General features: G+C 71.0%; 19 protein-coding genes and 1 pseudogene. 10 read left to right on the top strand and 10 right to left on the bottom strand.

Annotated elements, in window-relative coordinates; translation table 11 throughout:
• Positions 1-44: 44 nt before the first annotated feature.
• Positions 45-1055: a COX15/CtaA family protein gene (locus IO36_RS34250; RefSeq protein WP_037625843.1), complete on the top strand. Its 1011-nt coding sequence runs from the start codon at positions 45-47 to the stop codon at positions 1053-1055.
• A gap of 58 nt (positions 1056-1113) precedes the next feature.
• On the opposite strand, the gene IO36_RS34245 is transcribed toward IO36_RS34250, so the two are convergent.
• The 3 genes from IO36_RS34245 to IO36_RS34235 all read right to left on the bottom strand — a co-directional run bounded on the left by IO36_RS34245 (position 1114) and on the right by IO36_RS34235 (position 3751).
• Complete coding sequence (locus IO36_RS34245; protein ID WP_037625841.1) at positions 1114-2220, bottom strand: amidohydrolase family protein; 1107 nt, start codon at positions 2218-2220, stop codon at positions 1114-1116.
• A 127-nt stretch (positions 2221-2347) separates the two neighbouring features.
• Positions 2348-2704, bottom strand: a complete 357-nt coding sequence (locus tag IO36_RS34240; protein ID WP_037625839.1) for a hypothetical protein — start codon at positions 2702-2704, stop codon at positions 2348-2350.
• Between the two features lie 93 nt (positions 2705-2797).
• A complete protein-coding gene (locus IO36_RS34235; protein ID WP_037625837.1) occupies positions 2798-3751 on the bottom strand; it encodes a heme o synthase in 954 nt (317 codons plus the stop codon).
• 353 nt (positions 3752-4104) lie between these two features.
• Here IO36_RS34235 and tkt point away from each other — a divergent pair, with 353 nt between their 5' ends.
• From tkt to pgl, 5 genes are read left to right on the top strand one after another with little or no spacing between them, the layout of a single operon-like run.
• Positions 4105-6192, top strand: a complete 2088-nt coding sequence (tkt, locus tag IO36_RS34230) for a transketolase (protein WP_037625835.1) — start codon at positions 4105-4107, stop codon at positions 6190-6192.
• A 34-nt stretch (positions 6193-6226) separates the two neighbouring features.
• Positions 6227-7345, top strand: a complete 1119-nt coding sequence (tal, locus tag IO36_RS34225; RefSeq protein ID WP_037625832.1) for a transaldolase — start codon at positions 6227-6229, stop codon at positions 7343-7345.
• Between the two features lies 1 nt (position 7346).
• Complete coding sequence (zwf, locus tag IO36_RS34220) at positions 7347-8873, top strand: glucose-6-phosphate dehydrogenase (RefSeq protein ID WP_342455138.1); 1527 nt, start codon at positions 7347-7349, stop codon at positions 8871-8873.
• A complete protein-coding gene (opcA, locus tag IO36_RS34215; protein ID WP_037625828.1) occupies positions 8870-9931 on the top strand; it encodes a glucose-6-phosphate dehydrogenase assembly protein OpcA in 1062 nt (353 codons plus the stop codon). The genes zwf and opcA overlap by 4 nt, the downstream gene beginning before the upstream one ends.
• Positions 9928-10710 carry a 6-phosphogluconolactonase gene (gene pgl, locus IO36_RS34210; RefSeq protein ID WP_037625827.1) on the top strand — a complete coding sequence of 261 codons (783 nt, stop codon included), beginning with the start codon at positions 9928-9930 and terminating at the stop codon, positions 10708-10710. The genes opcA and pgl overlap by 4 nt, the downstream gene beginning before the upstream one ends.
• A gap of 142 nt (positions 10711-10852) precedes the next feature.
• Here the strand turns inward: pgl and IO36_RS34205 are convergent, their stop codons facing one another.
• From IO36_RS34205 to IO36_RS34185, 5 genes are all read right to left on the bottom strand, one after another.
• Complete coding sequence (locus tag IO36_RS34205) at positions 10853-11692, bottom strand: carbohydrate ABC transporter permease (RefSeq protein WP_037625825.1); 840 nt, start codon at positions 11690-11692, stop codon at positions 10853-10855.
• Positions 11689-13047 (bottom strand): ABC transporter permease, encoded by a 1359-nt coding sequence (locus IO36_RS34200; RefSeq protein WP_037625823.1) that lies wholly within the window; start codon positions 13045-13047, stop codon positions 11689-11691. The genes IO36_RS34205 and IO36_RS34200 overlap by 4 nt, the downstream gene beginning before the upstream one ends.
• A 6-nt stretch (positions 13048-13053) precedes the next feature.
• Complete coding sequence (locus tag IO36_RS34195; RefSeq protein WP_037625821.1) at positions 13054-14379, bottom strand: ABC transporter substrate-binding protein; 1326 nt, start codon at positions 14377-14379, stop codon at positions 13054-13056.
• Positions 14380-14484: 105 nt separating this feature from the next.
• Positions 14485-16158: a glycoside hydrolase family 13 protein gene (locus tag IO36_RS34190; protein WP_051901163.1), complete on the bottom strand. Its 1674-nt coding sequence runs from the start codon at positions 16156-16158 to the stop codon at positions 14485-14487.
• 165 nt (positions 16159-16323) lie between these two features.
• A complete protein-coding gene (locus IO36_RS34185; RefSeq protein ID WP_037625817.1) occupies positions 16324-17598 on the bottom strand; it encodes an ABC transporter substrate-binding protein in 1275 nt (424 codons plus the stop codon).
• A gap of 220 nt (positions 17599-17818) precedes the next feature.
• Here IO36_RS34185 and IO36_RS34180 point away from each other — a divergent pair, with 220 nt between their 5' ends.
• Genes IO36_RS34180 through IO36_RS34165 form a run of 4 tightly spaced genes read left to right on the top strand, consistent with a single transcriptional unit; the run spans position 17819 to position 21702 of the window.
• Positions 17819-18331 carry a PadR family transcriptional regulator gene (locus IO36_RS34180; RefSeq protein WP_037625816.1) on the top strand — a complete coding sequence of 171 codons (513 nt, stop codon included), beginning with the start codon at positions 17819-17821 and terminating at the stop codon, positions 18329-18331.
• The gene (locus IO36_RS34175) at positions 18328-19140 is read left to right on the top strand and encodes an ABC transporter ATP-binding protein (protein WP_167347436.1); all 813 of its coding nucleotides are present in this window, start codon (positions 18328-18330) and stop codon (positions 19138-19140) included. Before IO36_RS34180 ends, IO36_RS34175 begins: the two co-directional genes overlap by 4 nt.
• A gap of 6 nt (positions 19141-19146) precedes the next feature.
• Complete coding sequence (locus IO36_RS34170) at positions 19147-19404, top strand: hypothetical protein (RefSeq protein ID WP_037625814.1); 258 nt, start codon at positions 19147-19149, stop codon at positions 19402-19404.
• A gap of 6 nt (positions 19405-19410) precedes the next feature.
• Positions 19411-21702 (top strand): ABC transporter permease, encoded by a 2292-nt coding sequence (locus IO36_RS34165; protein ID WP_037625812.1) that lies wholly within the window; start codon positions 19411-19413, stop codon positions 21700-21702.
• 6 nt (positions 21703-21708) lie between these two features.
• On the opposite strand, the gene IO36_RS34160 is transcribed toward IO36_RS34165, so the two are convergent.
• Positions 21709-22617 carry a hypothetical protein gene (locus tag IO36_RS34160; RefSeq protein WP_037625810.1) on the bottom strand — a complete coding sequence of 303 codons (909 nt, stop codon included), beginning with the start codon at positions 22615-22617 and terminating at the stop codon, positions 21709-21711.
• 91 nt (positions 22618-22708) lie between these two features.
• Positions 22709-22889, bottom strand: a pseudogene (locus tag IO36_RS34155) (glucose-6-phosphate isomerase); the annotation flags it as partial.

Raw genomic sequence — 22889 nt, 5'->3', positions numbered from 1 at the left:
CCGGGGCGGACCCTCGTGAATGCGTGCACAAGCGGGCCCCTACGATGGTGCGCGTGCAGAACCTGACCCGAGCCGACGCCCTCAGCGCGGTGCGCAACCCGCTCGCCTTCATCGCCGAACGCTGGACCCCGACCTCCCGGACGGTGCAGCGCGCGGCCCTCGCCGCGCTCGTCATGGCGGTCGTGATCGTGGTCACCGGCGGTGCCGTGCGGCTCACCGGCTCCGGCCTCGGCTGCCCGACCTGGCCCAAGTGCACCGACGACTCGCTCACCGCGACGAGCGCGATGGGCTTCCACGGCGCCATCGAGTTCGGCAACCGCATGCTGACGTACGTGCTGTGCGCCGCCGTCGGCTGGGCGATCATCGCGGCGCGCTCGCAGAAGCCGTGGCGGCGCGGCCTCACCCGGCTCGGCTGGGCCCAGTTCTGGATCGTCATGGGCAACGCGGTCCTCGGCGGGATCGTCGTCCTGGTCGGTCTGAACCCGTACACGGTCGCCGCCCACTTCCTGCTCTCCACCGCGCTCATCACCGTCGCCGCCCTGATGTGGCAGCGCACCCGCGAGGGCGACGCGGCGCCGCGTCCGCTCGTCGGCAAGTCGGTGCAGCAGCTGGTGTGGTTCCTGGTCGTCGCCTCCGTCCTGCTGATCGCGGTGGGCACGGTGGTCACCGGCGCGGGACCGCACGCGGGTGACTCCAGCAAGGTCGAGCGCATCCCGGTCGGCTGGGAGACCGTGGCCAAGCTGCACGCCGTGCTGGCCTGGATCGTGGTGACGCTGACCTTCGCCCTCTGGTTCGTCCTGAAGGCGGTGGACGCCCCCCAGGGTCCCCTGCGCCGCACCCGCGACCTGTTCCTGATCCTGCTGTCCCAGGGCGTCATCGGCTACGTCCAGTACTTCACCGATCTCCCCGAGGCCCTGGTCGCCCTCCACATGCTGGGCTCCTGCCTGGTGTGGATCGGGGTACTCCGGGTCCTGCTGGCCCTGCGCGAACGCCCGCAGGAGCCCCTGACCGACCTCCCGGCCGCGGCGACGACGGCTTCCCTCACCAGCGCGTAACCCCCTCGCAGACGGCCACGAGCCCGTCGACCGCGGGGACCGGCGGGGAAGCGCGGGCTCACTCCAGGCCGTACACCCGTCGGGCGTTGCCCGCGGCGATCAGGGCCGCGACCCGCTGGGCGTCGGCCGGTGACCAGGCTCCGTCGGCGACCCAGGTGCCGAGGACCCGTGCCAGGGCCTCGCGGAAGAGGCTCGCCCCGATCACATGGAGTTCGGGCAGGCCCCGCGCTCCGCTGGAGAAGAGGAGCTTGCCGAAGGGGGCCAGCTCCAGTATCTCGGCGAGGACGGCGGCCGACCGGGCGCCGGTGCGCACCAGGGCGGCCCCCAGATCGGCGTAGACGTGCGGGAAGGCCCCGGCGAGGTGGGCCGCGTGCCGTTGGTAGGGATAGCCGTGCAGCAGGACCAGGTCGGTGCCGAGCCCCGAGGTGGCCCGGGCGAAGTCGGTGAGCAGCACGGGATCGGTGCGGTCGATGCGCTGTCCGGGGTCCCCGAGTCCGGCGTGCAGTTGCAGCGGCAGGCCCGAGGCGATCGCGTTCCACAGCAGATGGCGCAGCAGGACGGGGTCGGTGAGCGGCCCGCCGACGCGACGGCCCGCCAGCCAGCGGCCCGCGGCGCCCCTGACCTCGCCGGGGCCGGGCGGTTCGGGTGCGAGGGCCAGGCCGTGCCGCACCCCGGCCACGGAGGTGAAGGCGACGGCGCTCGCGGCGGCTCCGTGGACGGACTCGGCGAGATTGGCGAGAAAGGCCTCGACGGTCCCCGAGGTGTCGGCGACCTGTTCGGCGAGGAGTTCGAGACGGACGACCTCGTGCGCCCTGGCGTCTCCCGTGGAGGCCATCTCGCCCGGTCCGGTCAGATCGCCGGGCAGTCCGGTGTCCACGAGGTACGTGGTGATGCCGCTGCCGCGCAGCAGTCTGCGCCCCGATTCCAGGACGCCGAGTTCACGGCGCCGGGCCAGATAGCGGGCGGGCGAGCAGTGCGGTTCCAGGCCCAGCAGGGGCGGGCACCAGCGCCGTACGGCGAAACCGGTCTGGGTGTCGAAGAAGGTGGTGCCCGCGGCCGGCGGCGCCTCGGTTCTGGCGAGGTGGGCCTCGAACGTGCCGAGGCCCAGCTCCGTCCGCAGCACGCCGTGGCAGTACTGGTCCACGAGGGACGGCGTTTCGATCATCCGGACTCCCCGCGATGGGACCGTTGCTTTTCAGGTCCTAACGGCTGAGCCGGGTGTCAGGTGTTGGTCGCGCACACCCCGTGCGAACGGCCGACGATTGTCGGCCGCCCGTGCGAGGGGTGACGTGTCAGTCGTTGGAGGGACCGCCGACCTGGATGCCGGCCATGCGCTTCCACTCGTACGGACCGGTCTTCACCTTGGCCGCGAACTCTCCGTCGAAGGCCTCGTGGACGGTGATCCCGGCCTTCTTCACCGCGCTCTCGGCGATCTCGTAGCTCGTCGCCACGAGGTCGCCCCAGCCGCCGTCCTCGCCGACGAGGACGATGCGGGCGCCGCGCTGTCCGATGTACGCGACCTGCGCCTCGGCCCCGCCGTGCGCCTTGGAGAAGGCGGTGATCCGGTGCGCCAGCTTGGCGGCGGCACGGTCGGCCTTGGGGTCCTGCGCGGTGCCGGGGGTCTCGTCGATCTGCTGGGTCTCTGCCATGGCCAGGATGCTACCGACGGGTAGATCAAAGGGCGACGGGAGGGGTGCGTGGCCTTGGCCACGCACCCCTCCCGTCCCTGGGTTCCGGGGTTCTCAGCGGAGGAAGGGGTCCACCGCGACGGCCACGAAGAGGATCGACACGTAGGTGATCGACCAGTGGAACAGCCGCATCTCCTTCAGCTTGGCGCCGGTCGCCTCGGCCTTGGCGCGGTTCTGCAGACCGTGCGCCTCCCACAGCCAGAAGCCGCCCGCGCCGAGCGCGACCGCGGTGTAGAACCAGCCCGTGTAGCCGAGCGGGGTGAGCAGCAGCGAGACCGCGACCATCACCCAGCTGTAGAGGACGATCTGGCGGGCGACGACCTTGTTGCTCGCGACGACCGGGAGCATCGGCACGCCCACGCGCGCGTAGTCCTCGCGCACCTTCATGGACAGCGGCCAGTAGTGCGGCGGCGTCCAGAAGAACATGACGAGGAAGAGGATCACCGGCGCCCACGACATGGAGTTCGTGACGGACGACCAGCCGATGAGCACGGGCAGACAGCCGGCGATGCCGCCCCAGACGATGTTCTGGGAGGTACGCCGTTTGAGAATCATCGTGTAGACGACGACGTAGAAGAGGAGCGCTCCGAGCGACAGCCAGGCCGACAGCCAGTTGACCGCGAGACCGAACAGCAGGGTCGACACCACGGCCAGCGTGATGCCGAAGGCGAGGCACTCACGGGGGCTGACCATGCCGGTGACGAGCGGACGCTGCGAGGTGCGCTCCATGAGCGCGTCGATGTCACGGTCGATGTACATGTTGAGCGCGTTGGCGCCGCCCGCGGAGAGGTAGCCGCCGAGGCAGGTGAGAAGCACCAGCTTCAGATCGGGCACGCCCTGCTGCGCCAGGAACATCACCGGAACGGTGGTGATCAGCAGCAGCTCGATGATCCGCGGCTTGGTCAGCGCCACGAACGCCTTGACACGGGCCCCGAACGGCCGCTGGCCCCGGCTGCTGCTCGTCCCGAGCACACCGGCTGGACGGGATTCGACGGCCGTCACGCACACCCCTGACAGAGACATCCCAGCGAGCCCCCGGATGAAATCCCCGTAAAGGCCCGCGCGTACCACGCCACTGTAGACGTTGCCCAGACCCCGGCATTCGCGGGGGTGCGTCCGTGTTGAGGAGTGCGGCCGGAAGAGCTGATCGAGACTCGATTGAGCACTCGGACGAGCGGCTCCGTATTCATGTGCCGAACACGGAACGGCCCAGTCGGGAGGCGGATCCCGATGAGTCCCGGCAGTCTGGAATGACTCGAAAAAACGCGCGTACTCACGGGGGTAGGCTCGACAACGGCCGGGGCGCCCAGTGCACCGGCATTTCGACATGTGTGACATGTGGAGAGGAGCCCTGACCCAGGGTGAGCACCAAGCCGACCACCACAGACCTCGAGTGGACCGAGCTGGACCAGCGGGCCGTGGACACCGCCCGCGTCCTGGCCGCCGACGCCGTACAGAAGGTCGGCAACGGCCATCCCGGTACGGCCATGAGCCTGGCGCCCGCCGCCTACACCCTCTTCCAGAAGGTGATGCGGCACGACCCGGCGGACACCGACTGGGTTGGACGGGACCGCTTCGTGCTGTCCGCCGGCCATTCGTCCCTGACCCTCTACACCCAGCTGTACCTGGCCGGTTTCGGCCTGGAGCTGGCGGACCTGGAGTCCTTCAGGACCTGGGGCAGCAGGACCCCCGGACACCCCGAGTACGGTCACACGCCGGGCGTGGAGACCACGACCGGCCCGCTGGGCCAGGGTGTCGCCAACGCGGTGGGCATGGCGATGGCCGCCCGCTACGAGCGCGGTCTGTTCGACCCGGACGCGCCGCAGGGCGAGTCCCCGTTCGACCACTTCATCTACGCGATCGCCGGTGACGGCTGCCTCCAGGAGGGCATCTCCGCGGAGGCCTCCTCCATGGCCGGGCACCAGAAGCTCGGCAACCTGGTCCTGCTGTGGGACGACAACCACATCTCGATCGAGGGCGACACCGAGACCGCCGTCTCCGAGGACACGGTCAAGCGCTACGAGGCGTACGGCTGGCACGTGCAGCGGATCGCCCCGAAGCCGGACGGCGACCTCGACCCGCACGCCATCTACAACGCGATCGAGGCCGCGAAGAAGGTGACGGACAAGCCGTCCTTCATCGCGATGCGCTCGATCATCGCCTGGCCCGCCCCGAACGCGCAGAACACCGAGGCCGCGCACGGCTCGGCGCTCGGCGACGACGAGGTCGCGGCCACCAAGCGCGTCCTCGGCTTCGACCCGGAGAAGTCCTTCGACGTCGCCTCCGAGGTGCTGGCCCACACCCGCCAGGCCCTCGACCGGGGCGCCCAGGCGAAGGCCGAGTGGGAGAAGGGCTACGCCGCCTGGCGGACCGCCAACCCGGAGCGCGCCGCGGAGTACGACCGCATCGCCGCGACCGAGCTGCCGGCCGGCTGGGAGGAGAAGCTCCCGGTCTTCGAGGCGGGCACGGGCGTCGCCACCCGCGCCGCGTCCGGCAAGGTGCTCCAGGCCCTCGGCGCGGTGATCCCCGAGCTGTGGGGCGGCTCCGCCGACCTCGCCGGCTCGAACAACACCACGATCGACAAGACCAGCTCGTTCCTCCCGGCGGACAACCCGCTGCCCGAGGCGAACCCGTACGGCCGCACGATCCACTTCGGCATCCGCGAGCACTCCATGGCCGCGGAGATGAACGGCATCGCGCTGCACGGCAACACGCGCATCTACGGCGGCACCTTCCTGGTGTTCTCCGACTACATGCGCAACTCGGTCCGTCTGTCGGCCCTGATGCACCTGCCGGTGACGTACGTGTGGACGCACGACTCGATCGGCCTCGGCGAGGACGGCCCGACCCACCAGCCGGTCGAGCACCTCGCGTCGCTGCGCGCCATCCCGGGCCTGAACGTCGTCCGTCCCGCGGACGCCAACGAGACGGCCATCGCCTGGCGCGAGATCCTCAAGCGCTACACCAAGGTGTTCGGCAAGGGCGCCCCGCACGGTCTGGCGCTGACCCGTCAGGGCGTGCCGACGTACGAGGCGAACGAGGACGCGGCCAAGGGCGGCTACGTGCTGTTCGAGGCCGAGGGCGGCACGCCCGAGGTCATCCTGATCGCCACGGGCTCCGAGGTGCACGTGGCCGTCGAGGCGCGCGAGCGGCTCCAGGCCGAGGGCGTGCCCACGCGGGTCGTCTCCATGCCGTGCGTGGAGTGGTTCGACGAGCAGGACCAGGGGTACCGGGACAGCGTCCTGCCGCCCTCGGTGAAGGCCCGCGTCTCGGTCGAGGCCGGGATCGGTCTCACCTGGCACCGCTTCGTCGGGGACGCCGGACGCATTGTTTCGCTGGAGCACTTCGGTGCTTCGGCCGACGGCAAGGTGCTCTTCCGCGAGTTCGGTTTCACTGCCGAGAACGTCGCGGACGCCGCCCGGGAATCGATCGCCGCAGCCCAGCGCTGACGCTGACATACGACACGTAGGAGATGCAATTTCCATGACAGACGCACTCAAGCGCCTCTCCGAGGAAGGCGTCGCGATCTGGCTGGACGACCTGTCGCGCAAGCGGATCACGTCCGGCAACCTCGCCGAACTGATCGACCAGCAGCACGTCGTGGGCGTCACCACCAACCCGTCGATCTTCCAGAAGGCGATCAGCAGCGGGGACGGCTACGAGCCGCAGGTCACCGAGCTCGCCGCCCGCAAGGTCACCGTCGAGGAAGCCCTGCGGATGATCACCACGGCGGACGTCCGCGACGCCGCCGACATCCTGCGGCCCGTCTTCGACGCGACCGGCGGCCAGGACGGCCGGGTCTCCATCGAGGTCGACCCGCGCCTCGCGCACAACACCCTCGCGACCGTCGCCGAGGCCAAGCAGCTGGCCTGGCTGGTGGACCGCCCCAACACGCTCATCAAGATCCCGGCCACCAAGGCGGGTCTGCCGGCGATCACCGAGGTCATCGGCCTCGGCATCAGCGTCAACGTCACGCTGATCTTCTCGCTGGAGCGCTACCGCGAGGTCATGGACGCCTTCCTCTCCGGCCTGGAGAAGGCCAAGGAGCGCGGCCTGGACCTGTCGAAGATCCACTCCGTGGCGTCCTTCTTCGTGTCCCGCGTGGACACCGAGATCGACAAGCGGCTCGACGCGCTCGGCACCCCCGAGGCCAAGGCCGCCCGCGGCAAGGCGGGCCTCGCCAACGCCCGGCTCGCCTACGAGGCGTACGAGGAGGTCTTCTCCACCGAGCGCTGGGCCGTCCTCGACCGGGCGCAGGCCAACAAGCAGCGTCCGCTGTGGGCCTCGACCGGCGTCAAGGACCCGGCGTACAAGGACACCCTGTACGTCGACGAGCTGGTCGCGCCGAACACCGTGAACACCATGCCGGAGGCCACGCTGGAGGCCACCGAGGACCACGGGCAGATCACCGGCAACACCATCGCCGGCACGTACGAGCAGTCCCGTGCCGAGCTCGACGCCGTCGAGAAGCTCGGGATCTCGTACGACGACGTGGTCCAGCTCCTTGAGGACGAGGGCGTCGAGAAGTTCGAGTCCGCCTGGAACGACCTGCTCAAGTCGACCGAGGCGGAGCTCCAGCGCCTCGCCCCTTCGGAGGGCTGAAATCTTGTCGAGCAGCAACCCGCTGCGTGACCCCGCAGACCGACGGCTCCCGCGTATCGCGGGGCCGTCGGGCCTGGTCATCTTCGGCGTCACGGGCGATTTGTCACGTAAAAAGCTGATGCCCGCGGTGTACGACCTCGCCAACCGGGGTCTCCTTCCGCCGGGCTTCTCGCTCGTCGGCTTCGCCCGCCGCGAGTGGGCCCACGAGGACTTCGCCCAGGAGGTCCACGACGCGGTCAAGGAGCACGCCCGCACCCCCTTCCGCGAGGAGGTCTGGCAGCAGCTCGTCCAGGGCATGCGCTTCGTCCAGGGCACCTTCGACGACGACGACGCCTTCGACCGGCTGCGCTCCACCATCGAGGAGCTGGACAAGGCCCAGGGAACGGGCGGCAACTTCGCCTTCTACCTGTCGGTGCCGCCGTCCGCGTTCCCGGTGGTCATCCAACAGCTCAAGAAGCACAAGCTGGCGGACCAGTCGGACGGGTCCTGGCGCCGCGCGGTCATCGAGAAGCCCTTCGGCCACGACCTCAAGTCGGCCGAGGAACTCAACGCGATCGTGCACGAGGTCTTCGGTTCGGACCAGGTCTTCCGCATCGACCACTACCTGGGCAAGGAGACGGTCCAGAACATCCTGGCGCTGCGCTTCGCCAACACGATGTTCGAGCCGATCTGGAACCGGTCCTTCGTCGACCACGTGCAGATCACGATGGCCGAGGACATCGGCATCGGCGGCCGGGCCGGCTACTACGACGGCATCGGCGCCGCCCGTGACGTCATCCAGAACCACCTGCTCCAGCTGATGGCGCTGACCGCCATGGAGGAGCCCTCCTCCTTCGACGCGGACGCGCTCGCGGCGGAGAAGGTCAAGGTGCTCGGGGCGACCCGGCTGCCGAAGGACCTGGGCAAGAGCACGGTCCGCGGCCAGTACGCGTCGGGGTGGCAGGGCGGCGAGAAGGTCGCCGGCTACCTCCAGGAGGACGGTATCGACCCCAAGTCGAAGACCGACACCTTCGCCGCCATCAAGGTCGAGGTGGACAACCGCCGCTGGGCGGGCGTCCCCTTCTACCTGCGCACCGGCAAGCGCCTCGGCCGCCGCGTCACCGAGATCGCGGTCGTCTTCCAGCGCGCCCCGCACTCCCCCTTCGACCACACGGCGACGGAGGAGCTGGGCCAGAACGCGATCGTCTTCCGCGTCCAGCCCGACGAGGGCGTCACGGTCCGCTTCGGCTCCAAGGTGCCCGGCACCTCGATGGAGATCCGGGACGTCTCGATGGACTTCGCCTACGGCGAGTCGTTCACCGAGTCGAGCCCCGAGGCGTACGAGCGTCTGATCCTCGACGTGCTCCTCGGCGACTCGAACCTCTTCCCGCGCACGGAGGAGGTCGAGCTGTCCTGGAAGATCCTCGACCCGATCGAGCAGTACTGGGACAAGCACGGCAAGCCCGCCCAGTACGCCTCGGGCACCTGGGGACCCGTCGAGGCCGACGAAATGCTCGAACGAGACGGACGGAGCTGGCGTCGCCCATGAAGACCGATCTCACGGACACCACGGCCAGCAAGGTCAACAAGGCCCTCGTCCAGGGCCGCCGCGCCATCGGCACGCCCGCCGTCGGCATGGTGCTCACCCTCGTCATCGTCACCGACGAGGAGAACGCCTACGACGCCCTGAAGGCCGCCAACGAGGCCTCGCGCGAGCACCCCTCGCGCACCCTCGTGGTCATCAAGCGCGTCTCCCGCTCCCCCCGCGACCGCACGACCTCGCGCCTCGACGCCGAGGTGCGGCTCGGGGCGGAGGCGGGCACCGGCGAGACGGTGGTGCTGCGCCTGTACGGCGAGGTGATCAACCACGCCCAGTCGGTCGTCCTGCCGCTGCTGCTGCCGGACGCGCCCGTCGTCGTGTGGTGGCCGGTCAACGCTCCGCTCGACCCGGCGAACGACCCGCTCGGCGCGCTCGCGCAGCGCCGGGTGACCGACACCTACGCCGCCGAGGCCCCGGTACGGGAACTCAACGCCCGCGCCGAGGCCTACACCCCGGGTGACACGGACCTGTCGTGGACCCGCATCACGCCCTGGCGCTCGATGCTGGCCGCGGCCCTGGACCAGGTCACCTGCGACGTGGACTCGGTCGAGGTGGAGGGCGAGGAGTTCAACCCCAGCTGCGAGCTGCTCGCGATGTGGCTCGCGGACCGGCTGGAGGTGCCCGTCAAGCGGTCGCTGTCCTCCGGTCCGGGGCTCACCGCGGTCCGGCTGGACACGAGCTGCGGCCCGATCGTGCTCGACCGCGCCGACGGCACCCTCGCGACGCTCTCCATCCAGGGGCAGCCCGACCGTGCGGTGGCGCTCAAGCGCCGGGACACGGCCGAGCTGATGGCGGAGGAGCTGCGCCGCCTCGACCCGGACGACACGTACGCCTCGGCGCTGCGCTTCGGCGTGGACCGGCTGAACGCGACGGCGGACACCGCCGGGTCCGGCTCCTCGGGCGGCACCGCGACCGCCACGAAGGCGGCCCAGGTCGCCAAGGACTCCCCCGCCGGGGTGGCCGAGACGCTCGCCAAGAAGGCGGCGGACAAGGCGGCCGCCGAGTGAACACCCCCCAGCTGGTCGTCCACCGCGACAAGGAACTGATGGCCGAGGCCGCGGCGGCGCGGCTGATCACGAAGATCGTGGACGCGCAGGCCTCGCGCGGCTACGCGTCGATCGTGCTCACCGGCGGGCGCAACGGCAACGGGCTCCTCGCGGCGCTCTCGTCGGCGCCCGCCCGGGACGCCGTCGACTGGGCGCGCCTCGACCTGTGGTGGGGCGACGAGCGTTACCTCCCCGAGGGCGACCCCGACCGCAACGACACCCAGGCCCGCGCGGCCCTGCTCGACGCGGTGCCGCTGGACCCGGCGCGGGTGCACCCGATGCCCGCGTCCGACGGTCCCTACGGTGCCGACGTCGAGGCGGCGGCGGAGTCGTACGCGGCGGAGCTCGCGAAGGCCGCCGGGCCGGAGAACCACGGGCCGGTCCCGGTGTTCGACGTCCTGATGCTGGGCGTCGGTCCGGACACCCATGTGGCCTCGCTCTTCCCGGAGCTGCCCGCGGTGCGGGAGACGGAGCGCACGGTGGTCGGCGTGCACGGCGCGCCCAAGCCGCCGCCCACCCGGATCTCGCTGACCCTGCCCGCGATCCGCTCCGCCCGTGAGGTGTGGCTGCTCGCGGCGGGCGAGGACAAGGCGCAGGCGGCGGCGATCGCGCTGTCCGGCGCGGGCGAGATCCAGGCGCCGGCGGCGGGCGCGTACGGCCGTGCCCGCACCCTGTGGCTCCTGGACGCGGCGGCGGCGTCCCAACTGCCGCGCTCGCTGTATCCACCGGCGTCCGCCTGAGCGGACCCGCACCCCGAACGCCGGAGGAGCCGAGTCTCGGCTCCTCCGGCGTTCGGGGTCGGACCGGCGCCGGGGGTCAGGTCCCGGCGCCGGGCCACGGGAGACGGGCGGGCAGGAGTCGGCGGGGCCGTGAGGCCCGCCGTCACTTCACCGACCCCGCCATCACCCCCTGGACGAAGTGCCGCTGGAAGGCGAAGAAGACCGCCACCGGGACCACCAGGGACAGGAACGCCCCCGGAGCCAGCACATCGATGTTGCTTCCGAACTGCCTGATCTGCGACTGGAGTTCGACCGTCAGCGGCTGGGCGGAACTGTCGGCGAAGAGCAGGGCGACCAGCATGTCGTTCCAGACCCAGAGGAACTGGAAGATGGCGAGGCTGGCGATGGCCGGCCGGCCCACCGGGAGGACCAGCCGGGTGAAGATGCGCCACTCGCTCCCCCCGTCCATGCGCGCGGCCTCCAGCATCTCCTTGGGCATCTCCGCGAAGTAGTTGCGCAACAGGAAGATCGCGAACGGCAGGCCGTAGGAGACGTGGAAGAGGACGACTCCGGGGATCGTGCCGAACAGCCCCAGCTGCCCGAAGAGTTTGGCCACCGGCAGCAGTCCGATCTGTACCGGCACCACCAGCAGCGCGACGACCAGCAGGAAGATCGCGTCGCGCCCCGGGAAGTCCAGCCAGGCGAAGGCGTATCCGGCGAGCGCGGCGATGACGACGACGAGGACGGTCGCCGGGACCGAGATCAGAACGGTGTTCCAGAACGCCTGGGTCATCCCCGCGTTGCCCAGCAGGGCGGAGTAGTTGTCGAAGGACAGCTGCCCCGGGCTCTTCAGCGCGGTCCACCAGCCACCCCGCGCGGTGTCCTGGGCCGACCGCAGCGAGGACAGGAACAGGCCCGCGAGCGGGGTGAGCCACACCAGGCCGACGACGACGAGAAACGCCTGCACCAGGCTGCTGCCGAGCCCTCGCCTGAGCGCGTTCATCGTTGACTCCCTCGGAAACGGCGGACGTTGAAGACCATGGCGGGGATCACCAGGAGCAGCAGCAGGACTCCGAGCGCGCTGCCGAGGCCCTGGTTGTTGCCGCCGCCGAACGACACCAGCCACATCTGGGTGGCCAGGACGGTGGCGTCCTCCTGCACCGGGCCCGGCGCGATGATGTAGACGAGGTCGAAGACCTTCATCACGTTGATGACGAGGGTCACGAAGACGACGGTCAGTACCGGTGCGAGCAGCGGGACCGTGATCCGGCGGAAGATCTGCCACTCGTTCGCCCCGTCCATCCGGGCCGCCTCCAGCGCGTCACGCGGCAGCGCGGCGAGCCCGGCGCCGATGAGCACCATGGCGAAGCCGGTCCAGATCCACAGGTAGGCGCCGATGACGGCCGGCGTGACGAGCGCGGGTCCCAGCCAGGAGACGCCCTCGTACGGCGGGGCGAAGTTCGACGCGGGCAGCCGCACGGTGTACGAGCCGGGGCCGAGGTCCTGGAAGCGGAAGGAGCCGTCGGCCGCGGTGGTGGCGCTCGCGACCGTGTGGCCGTCCCGCAGCGACTCGACCCTCATCCCGGGCAGTCCGCTCTCGTTCCGGTCGGCCCTTCCCTGCTCCCCTCCCCCGCCGCGGGTGAAGTCCAGGTAGACGACACCGCGCAGTTCGTCGGACGCCGCCGTCCGCCGGGCGGCGGAGTACGCGGGCCGCGCGCCCTGCGGCAGGTCCGCGGGGAGTACGCCGACCAGGCCGAGGCCGACGGTGTGGCCCGGCTTCGTGGGAGCGGTCGTCCCGTAGGAACCGTCGGCGGCCTTGGTCAGGCCCTGGCCCTCGCGGGCGCGGGCGGCCGGGTAGGCCGAGGTTCCCGAGAAGGCGTCGTGCACGGAGACGACGGCGGCGTTCAGCACGCCCTTGTCGGGGTCCTCGTCGTAGGCGAGCCGGAAGATGATGCCCGCGGCGAGGAAGGAGACCGCCATCGGCATGAACAGCAACAGCTTGAACGCCGTTGCCCAGCGCACCTTTTCGACGAGGACGGCTAGGACGAGGCCGAGGCCGGTGAGCAGGGTCGGTGCGACGACGACCCAGATCGCCGTGTTGCGGACGGCCTTGATCGTGGCCGGGTCGCGGAACATCTCGGTGTAGTTGTCACCGCCCACGAACCGTGTCCCCGAGGCGTCGAAGAAGCTGCGGCCCACGGAGAACAGCACGGGATAGACGACGAGCGCGCCGAGCAGGAGCAGGGCGGGGAGGACGAAGGCTACGGCGACGATCCGGCCCCGGCGCCGGGCTCGCCGTCTGCGGCCGGCCGGGGTGACCGTGGGCGGGCTCGCCTCTTTGAGGAGCGTGGCGGTCATGCGCGATCAGCCCTTGTACGCCTTGGCCGCCGCGCTCTCCAGCTCGGCCGCGGTCCCCTTGGGGTCGGACGGGTCGCGCAGGAAGTCCTGGAGGATCTTCCACTCACCGGCGCCCTTGGTGCCGCCGAACGCGGCCGGGGCCTGGTCGGACATGTCGAAGCGGACCGAGTCTCCGGCCGCGACCAGGGACTTGGCGGTCTCGCGGGTGACGTCGTCACCGTAGGAGGCGAGGTCGAGTTTCTTGTTCGGGGACAGGAAGCCGCCCGCCCGGGCCCAGACCGCGGACGCCTCGGGGGTCGTCAGGTACTCCAGGAACCGCATGGCGGCCTTCCGGTTCTTGCCGTCCTTGAGGACGACGGCCGCGTCGCCGCCGCTGACCACGGGAGCCTTGCCGCCGCCGACCGCCGGGAAGGGGAAGAAGTTCGCGTCCTCGCCGATCTTCCTGCCGAACTGGTCCTTGGCGACCCCGGCCACGAAGTCGCCCTCGTAGACCATGCCGGCCTCGGGCTTGGGGCCGAACACCTTCTCGACGGAGCCCGGGAAGTCCGTGTTCAGGGCCCCCTTCTGGCCCCCGGCCATCAGCTGCTTGTCCTTGAAGAGCTTGCCGAGGGTGGTGAGGGCCTCGACCACCGTCGGGTCCGTCCACTTGATCCGGTGGGCGGCCAGGGCGTCGTACTTCTCGGGCCCGGCCTGGGAGAGGTAGATGTTCTCGAACCAGTCGGTGAGCGTCCAGCCGTCCTGTCCGGCGACGGAGAAGGCTGCGAGACCCGAGTCGGAGACCGTGTGGCCGGCCTTCAGCAGCGCGTCGTAGGTCGTCGGCGGCTTGACGCCCGCCTGGTCGAGGGCCTCGGGGCTGTACCAGACGGTGGACTTGTGGGCGGCCTTGAAGTAGAGCCCGTACAGCGTGCCGTCGACGCTGCCGTAGTTCTTCCACACGCTCGCGTAGTCGGCGTCGACCGCCGCTGTGGCGGTCTTGGACAGCGGCGCGAGCCAGCCCTGCTTCGCGAACTGCTGGAGCACGCCGACCTGCGGGACCATCACCACGTCGGGGGCCTTGCCGCCCTCGATCTTGCTTCCGATGACGGTGGAGACGTTGTCACCGGTGGAGACGAACTGCGTCTTGGCGCCGGTCTTCTCGGTGAAGGCGTCCAGCACCTTCTGGAAGTTCTTCTGCTCGCTGCCGGACCACACACCGGCCACGGTGATCGTCTGGCCGTCGAGCGACTTGTCGCCGCCGCCGGCGGAGACGGGGCCGCCTCCGCAGGCGGTCGCACCGAGTGCCAGGGCGAGGGCGGTGCAGCTCGCGAGCAGGTTCGTACGTCGTCGCATCATCGTTGATGTCCCTTCAGGGAGTGGGAATTGACGGATCGTCAAGGACGGGTGGGCAGAGTGGGGTTCGGGGAGGGGAAGGCCGTGGGGCGAACGCGGCCGTAGGGCTCAGGGGTTGGCCGAGTCGCTGATCCACCAGGCGGCCGTCGAGCCGGGCAGGACGCCGGGCGCGCAGGGGCCGCTGGAGAGCAGCGGGGTCCCGGAGACCGGCGCGGGTGTCGGCGCGGAGCCGAAGTTGACGGCGCACACCAGCCCGTCGCCGCGGACGAAGCCGAGGACACCGGGCTGGGTGTCCAGCCAGCGCAGCTCGCCGTCACCCAGCTGGGGCAGCCCGGAGCGCAGGTGGAGTCCGTCGCGGTAGAGGTGCCAGAAGGAGCGGGTGTCGGTCAGTGCGCGGTCGGTCGCGTACTCCGCGAAGTAGGCGGGCTGCGGCAGCCACGGCTTGGCGCTCTCCGCACCCGAGGTGAAGCCGAACGGCGACGCGTGCCCCGACCAGGGCAGCGGCACCCGGCATCCGTCGCGGATGCGCGCACGGCTTCCGGTGCGGCGGAATATCGGATCGGTGAGCACGTCGTCGGGAAGGTCGACGACCTCGGGCAGCCCCAGCTCCTCGCCCTGGTAGATGTACGCGGCTCCGGGCAGTGCCAGCATCAGCAGCGCGGCGGCACGGGCCCGGGCGGCACCCAGACCGCTGCCCTCGGTGCCCAGTTCGCCGTAGCGGGTGACGGTGCGGACCTGGTCATGGTTGTTGAGCACCCAGGTGACCGTCGAGCCGGTGCCGGCGATGTCCTGCATGGCCTCGGAGATGACCTTGCGGAAGGCCTCGGCGTTCCAGGGCGCGCTCAGCAGGTCGAAGAAGAAGGCCTGGTGCAGCTCGTCGTGGCGTACGTACCGGGCGTGCTCGCGTGCGGTCGGCACGGAGACCTCGCCGACGAGCAGTCGTTCCCGGCCGTCCTCGGCGGTGTACTCCTCGCACACCGACCGCCAGTGGCGCCAGACACCGTGCACCTCGGGCTGGTTCCAGGCGAGCGGATTGACCGAGTCGCGGGTGCGGGCGTCGGCCTCGGGGTCGGGCGAGTCCGGCAGTCCGGGGTGCTTGTAGAGCCCGGCGGCCACGTCGATGCGGAAGCCGTCGACGCCCCGGTCGAGCCAGAAGCGCAGTACGTGGTCGAAGTGGCCGCCGACCTCGGGGTTGCGCCAGTTCAGGTCGGGCTGCTCCGGCGTGAACATGTGCAGGTACCACTGACCGGGGGCGCCGTCCCGCTCCGTGACCCTGCTCCAGGCGGGGCCGCCGAACATCGCGTGCCAGTTGTTGGGCGGTTCGGCGCCGTCCGGTCCCCGGCCGTCGGCGAAGTGGAAACGGGCGCGGGCGGTGCCGCCGGGCGCCGAGTCCAGCGCCTCACGGAACCACGGGTGCTCGCTGGAGCAGTGGTTGGGGACGATGTCCAGGAGCACCCGGATGCCGAGGCGCCGGGCGTCCGTCATCAGCAGGTCGAACTCGGCCAGGTCGCCGAAGAGCGGGTCCACGTCGCAGTAGTCGGCCACGTCGTAGCCGTGGTCGTGCTGCGGCGAGGGGTAGAAGGGGCTCAGCCAGATGCCGTCGACCCCGAGCTTCTTCAGATACGGCAGTCCGGCCCGGACGCCGGCGAGATCACCGATGCCGTCCCCGGTGCTGTCCAGAAAGCTCCGGACGTACACCTGGTAGATCACTGCGTCGCGCCACCAGCGGTGCGTGTTGAGCGTCACCCGTTGACCTGTCTGTGCGTGCCTTCGGTTATGCATACATGTTAGGTAGGCGTGTCGCGGAGATGTCAACGAGTAGACAGAAGGTATCGACAGGCTGCCCCTTTAAATGAGCATTTTTCGGCCCACTCAGCCCGAGATGAGACGGTGGCGTTACCTAACATGTAACTAGGAAGGGGTCGCTGGATGCGACGAAGAGGGGGGTCAGCCCCGGTGCGAGATGTCGGCCAGCTCGCGCGCCAGCCGGCGCACGGCGGCCTCGGGAGTCTGACGCCCGGTCATCGCGTCGTGCACGACGGCCTGCACGACGAGGCTCACCTGGTCGTAGCGGGGGCTCTTGGGGCGCGGCGCCGCGGCGAGCACACCGGCACGCAGCGTCGGCAGGTACGGGAACTCCCGGACCAGCTCGGGATCCTCGTAGAGGTCCGCCCGTACGGGCGGCAGCGCGCCCTTGGTGAGGACCTGCCGCTGCACCCGTTCACTCGTGAGGTACGCGATCAGACGCGCCGCGGAATCGGGGTGCCTGGCCAGCGCGTTGACCGCGAGGTTCGAGCCGCCGAGCACGCTCGTCCCCGGTCCGTCGGGCCCGGGCAGCGGAACCGCGCCCACCTTTCCCGCGACGGCCGATCCCGGGGCGGAGGCACTGACGTAGGCGTAGGGCCAGTTGCGCAGGAAGAGGAGACGGCCGTCCTGGAAGGCCTGTTTGGACTCCTGCTCCTTGTACGTCAGCGCCTTCCTCGGTATCCAGCCGTCGCGGACGCCGTCGGCGAGGAAGCCGATGCCCTCACGGGCGGCCGCGGAGTCCACGGTGACGCGCTCGCCCTCGTCGCCGAGGATCGTGCCGCCCGCCGAGTAGACCGCCTCGGCGGCGTTCACGGTGAGTCCCTCGTAGGGCAGGAACTGACCCGCGTATCCGTCGAGCCCGTATTTCGGCGCGATGGTCCGGGCCTGTTTCTCCAGCTCCGCCCAGGTACGCGGCGGCGCGACGCCCTCCTTGGCCAGGATGTCCTTGCGGTAGAGGAGCAGTCCGGCGTTGGTGACGTACGGGACGGCGTACAGCTTCCCGTCGTACCTCGCCGTCTCGACCACCGGAGGCAGGAAGGTGTCGAGGGGGAAGCGGTCGCGGGGCAGCGGGGAGATCCAGCCGGCGGCGGCGAACTCCGAGGTCCAGGCGACATCGATGTTGAGGACGTCGAAGCGGCTGCGGTCACCGCCGCGCAGGTCGGTGGTCATCTGCGCGTGGGTCTCGTCCGCGGAGTCGGGGAGTTCGACGAGGGTGACCTTCTCACCGGGGTGCGCGCGGTTCCAGTCGTCGAGCAGCGGCCCGAGATAGCTGGTGAGATCACCTGCGGTGGCCAGCGTCAGCGGACCGCGCCCGCCCTCGCGCGTGCCGTCGGCGGGCGAGCCCGAGGCGACGCAACCGGACAGGACCACCGCGGCGATCAGGAGGCCCCTACCGGCGGCACGTATCCACCGCATAGGTTCCTCCCTGTACACCGGCACCGGGCACCTTCGCCCGGGGTCAGAGGCCATGTATACCTGTTAGGTATGGGCGATACTAGGGCCCCCGGCACATTGGCCTCCGGCCCATGGTGTTCGGCACATGGGCCCGCGGCACTCGACGAGTATGCCGTGAGCGGCTGGGACGCCCCGAGGGCGAACGAGAAGAAGAGAGAGAAGAGGGGGGAGGAGAGCACGAGTGCGGCTGCCCCTCCTGGCGCTGCTGGCGCGCGGCCCGGCCCATGGCTACGAGCTCAAGCAGGACCTTGAGCAACTGCTGGGCTCCGCGTACCCTCAGCCGAACGTCGGCCAGATCTACGTGACGCTCGGCCGCCTCGAGAAGTCGGGACTGATCGAGGGCGAGGAAGTCGAGCAGTCGAGCCGGCCCAACAAGAAGATCTACCACCTCACCGACGCCGGGCGTGAGGCGCTGCGCGCCTGGTACGAGGAGACGGCGGACGAGCCGCGGGTACGGGACGAGTTCTTCATGAAGCTCGCGCTCGCGCCGCAGACCGGTCTCGCCGACCAGATCGCCCTGATCAACAAGCAGCGGCGCCGGTATCTGAACACCATGCGCGAACTGTCGAAGCTCGCCACGACCGAGAACCGGGACAACCGCATGTCCCATCTGCTCATCGAGGGCGCCATGCTGCATCTGCAGGCCGATCTCGACTGGCTGGAGCGCTGCCAGGAGGAGTTGGAGGAGCAATGAGCCGCACCCCTCCCGTGTCGCGCGCCGAGAACCCGTCGGCGCGGCCCGAGAGCCCTTCGCCGTGTGCCGGGGAGGCCGCCGTGCTGCGCGCGGAGAACCTGGTCAAGACCCACTACGGCGAAGGGGCTCCGGCACGCGCCGTGCGCGGCGTCGACCTCTCCGTACGACGGGGTGAGTTCGTGGCCGTCACCGGTCCTTCCGGCGCCGGGAAGTCGACCCTGCTGCATCTGCTCGGCGGCCTCCAGCGGCCGGATTCCGGCAGCATCTGGCTGGACGGCGTCCGCACGGACGGATACGGCGAGGCCCGCTGGGCGGTCGAGCGCCGGCGCCGCATCGGCATCGTGTTCCAGTTCTTCAACCTGGTGTCGAACCTGTCGGTCGCCGACAACGTCGAGCTGCCCGCCCTGCTCGCCGGGGTCTCCTCCAAGCAGGCCCGCGCCGAGCGCGAACAGCTCCTCGCCGAACTGGGCCTCCAGGGCAAGGAGCGCAGCATGCCGGGCGAGCTGTCCGGAGGTGAGCAACAGCGCGTCGCGCTGGCCAGGGCGCTGGTCAACCACCCGCCCCTGCTGCTCGCCGACGAGCCCGCGGGCAGCCTGGACAGCAAGGGCACCCGGGAGGTGACCCGGCTGCTGTCCCGCTTCCACCAGCGAGGCCAGACGATCGTGCTGGTCACCCACGACGCGCGGCTCGCGAGCGCCGCGGACCGGGTGATCAGCTTCTTCGACGGCCGGATCGCCGACGACGCGGAACTCGACGGCACACCTTCGCGGGGCCTGGGGATATCCGGCGTGCTGGAACTGAAGGACTGAAGCGACATGCGCTCCCTCTCGATCACCCCCCACGCGGCCGCGACCCCCGTCGCCGCCTCCGCCTCCCCCGCATCCCCCGTCGCCCGCACCTCCTCCGCGCCTCCCGTCGCCCGCACCTCGCCCGCGCCCCCGGCCTGGGGCATCCCTTCCCACGGGCCTTCGGCGTCCGTGTGCCGGGTCGGTTCCCTCACGTCCTCGGCCCCCACCGCCCTCTCCGCTGCCTTCACCGCCTTCGCCGCCTTCGCCCGCGAGCCGAGGGGCTGAGCGGGGATGCGTGCCACGTTGCGCTGGGCGCACGCCGATCTGCGCACCCACCGGGGTGAGGCGCTGTTCATCGTGCTCGCCACCGCCGGGATCGTCACCTCGTTGCTGCTGGCCGCCGCGCTCTTCGGCTACGCGACCAACCCCTGGCAGCGGGTCTTCACCCAGTCGCACGGCGCACACGTATGGATCCATACCGGACCGTCCTCGGACGCGCACAGACTCGCCGACGTGGACGGCGTGGACTCCGTCGCGGGCCCCTACCCGACGGCCGCGACCGCCGTCGAATCACGGGGGACCCGTGCCGTGGTCGAGCTGCGCGGCGCCACCGGGCAGCCCTCCACGGGGCGCCCTCTGCTCGCCTCCGGACGCTGGCTCGACCCCACCCGGGCGGACGGCGTGGTGTTGGAGAGCAGCCTCGCCCGGGCGCTGTGGGCCGAACCGGGGGACACCCTCACCGTGCCCGGCACCACCCGGAAGCTGACCGTGCTGGGCGTGGCCGACAGCGCCGAGCCCCGTTACAGCCCGGGGGAGCGGCCGGGCCTGGTGTGGACGCTCCCGTCGGCGGTCCGCGGCACCGCCGGACACACCGGGCAGGTGATCGGGCTGCGGCTGACCGATCCCGGCGACACGGACTACGCGGTCCAGCGGGCCGTCACCCTCCTCGGGGCCGGCGCGGTCACCGAAGTCTCCTCCTGGCAGCAGGCGCGGGCCGAGGCGCAGGGCGACAACCGGCTGCTCGGGCAGGTTCTCGGCCTGTTCGGCCTCGGCGCCCTCGTCGCGGCGGGGCTCGCCGTGCACGGTGCGATCGGCACTCGTATCCGTGGGCATCTGCGGGACATCTCGGTGCTGAAGGCGATCGGGTTCACGCCGGGCCAGGTGGTGCGGATCTTCCTGCTGCAGCACGTGGCGTTCGCGCTGCTGGGCGCCGTGCTCGCCGGCGCGCTCACACAGGCGCTGGGCAGCCGGGTCCCGGGGCGCCTCGGGGACGCGGTCGGTGTGTGGCAGGGACTGCCGGGACACACCGCGGCGCTCTTCTCCGTGCCCGCGGCCGCGGTGCTGTTCATCGCCGCGACGACCGGACTCGCCGCCTGGCGGGCCGGACGGGTGTCCCCGGTGCCGGGGCTGCGCGCCGCGGCACCGCTCGGTGGCGGGCTGCCGCGTCCGGCACGCCGGGCGCTGGGGCTGCGGCTGCCGTCCGCGTTGGTCCTGGGCTGGCACAAGGCGTTCACCCGTCGGTCCCGCTCGTCGGCCACGGTCGCCCGTCTCGCGCTGCCCCTGCTGCTGATCGTGGTGGCCATGAGCGCCTGGACGACCATCGAGCGCTTCCACAGCAGGCCCGAGCAGTTCGGCCTCGCGGCCGCGCTCACCGTCCGGCCGGACGGAAGTCTGAGCGATTCCGGGGTGCGGGCCCTGCTCGAGGGGAACCCGCGGGTCACCGGTGTCCACCCGGGCATCCAGGTGCCCGCCCTGGTCCCCGGCCAGACCGGCACGATCGCGCTGCGCGGCCTCGGCACACACCAGGACCCCTACCCGTTCTCGCTGGCCGAGGGCCGCCCCGCGCGCGGACCCGACGAGGCGGTGGCGGGTCAGGGCCTGCTCGACCTGCTCGACGTGCGGGTCGGAGACTGGGTGCGCGTGACCGTGGGCGCCCAGCCGCAGATCCTGCACATCGTGGGGCGGAGCATCGAGCCGGAGAACGGCGGCCGGGTCATCTCCACCTCGCTCGACACCCTCCGCGAGAACGACCCGGAACTCCGGCCCACCCTCTACCAGCTCCAGTTGCGCCCCGGCGCGGACCCGCGTCGGGTGGCCACGGAGCTGACCGCGGCCGCGCACGGAGCCTTCGACGTGCACGCCGTGACCAACCCGGCCGACGGGCTCTCACCGCTCCGCGGAGTCGTCCTGGGACTGATCGCCGTACTGGCCCTGATCGGGCTCATCGAACTGCTCACCGCGATCGGCGGCACCGTCCGTGAGGGCGAGCGGGATCTGCTGGCGTTGAAGGCGATCGGGCTGACGCCGCGGCAGATCACCGCGATCACCGTGACGGCCACGGGGTGCACGGCCTTCGCGGCGGTTCTCGTCGCCACGGCTGTGGGGCTGCCCCTCGCGCACTGGCTGATCGATGCCCAGGGCAGGTCGAGCGGCATCGGCGCGGGCGTCGCACGGGGACCGTCCGCCGTGCTTCTGCTGCTGTTCGGCGGCGCCGCCGTGCTGGGCGCGGCCACGCTCGCCGCCCTGCCCGCCGCCCGGGCGGCCCGCCGCCGGCCGGCGGACACCCTGAGCGCGGCGGCCTGATCCCGGTCAGGTTCCGTACGGTCCTGACCCGTACGGGTGCTGCCGCGTACCCGGCCCGGGTGGGTTCCCCCAGGGATGGGGGGCGTAAGGGTTCCCGGGCCCGAAGGGCGTCCCCTGCGGCGGAACGAAACCGCCGGGCGGCGGGTAGGCGGGCGGGGCCACGGGGCGCGGTGCCGGCAGGGTCGCCGGGTGGGCGCGCAGCCGGATGCCGTAGTGGCGGCGGAGCCGGTTCATCTCCAGGACGGCGATGGCGGTGACGGTCACCGGGGCGCCCAGGATGAAGACGATGCCCATCTTGAGGCTGAGGCCGTGCAGGTCACCGGTGACCAGGTCGGGGATCGCCATCAGCCAGGTCGTCACCGAGGCGAGCAGCGGCGGCAGACAGCGGTGCACGGCCCCGGAACCGAAGTAGTTCCCCGACAGCGTGACCGCGCCGTAGGCGACGACCGCGATCAGATAGAGCGCCACGAATCCGAGCGGGACCAGCGCGGCGCCGCCGACGGCGGTGGCCAGTTGCATGAGCAGCACGGCGACCACGGCCGTGCCGATGAACAGCAGCAGCAGTTTGAGCGAGCTCAGGAGCGGGCGCCTCAGCTGCCGGACGGTACCGGTGCGCCGCCACACGAACAGCATCACGCCCACGGTCAGCGGTGTGATGAACAACAGGACGGCGGCCGCCGTCAGGATGTTGCCCAGGATCTGCGTGGAGTCGAACTTGTGCTGCACGAAGGTGTACACGCCGAACGCCGCGACGGCTCCGGCGACGACCCGCACGCGCTTGAGGCGCTCCACCGACGGATCGACGGGCTCGGGGATCCACGCGGGGTGGAACAGCGCCTTCGCCATCCGTTTCGGTTTCAGGAAGGTCCCGACCGTCAGTCTGTCCCTGGTCCATCGCTCACGTGCCCCGGCCATTTTCCGCTCCCCCGGACGATCGCCTTCGTGATCACCAGGGATGCTACGGGAAGCGGGCGGACTCCCGCCGCCCGCTTCCCCTCATTCAGGCTCAACGACCGCGCAGCGTCCGGTACTTGGTGACGAGCGCCTGGGTCGACGCGTCCAGCCCCGGTACCTCGGCGCCTTCGGTAAGGGCGGGTTCGACGCGCTTGGCGAGGACCTTGCCGAGTTCGACGCCCCACTGGTCGAAGGAGTCGATGTTCCAGACCGCGCCCTGGACGAACACCTTG

It is taken from the genome of Streptomyces aureus, assembly GCF_000725495.1.
GTDB lineage: Bacteria > Actinomycetota > Actinomycetes > Streptomycetales > Streptomycetaceae > Streptomyces > Streptomyces aureus_B.
Note: the sequence above shows the minus strand (reverse complement) of the source record. Positions and strands in the feature narration are given on the sequence as shown.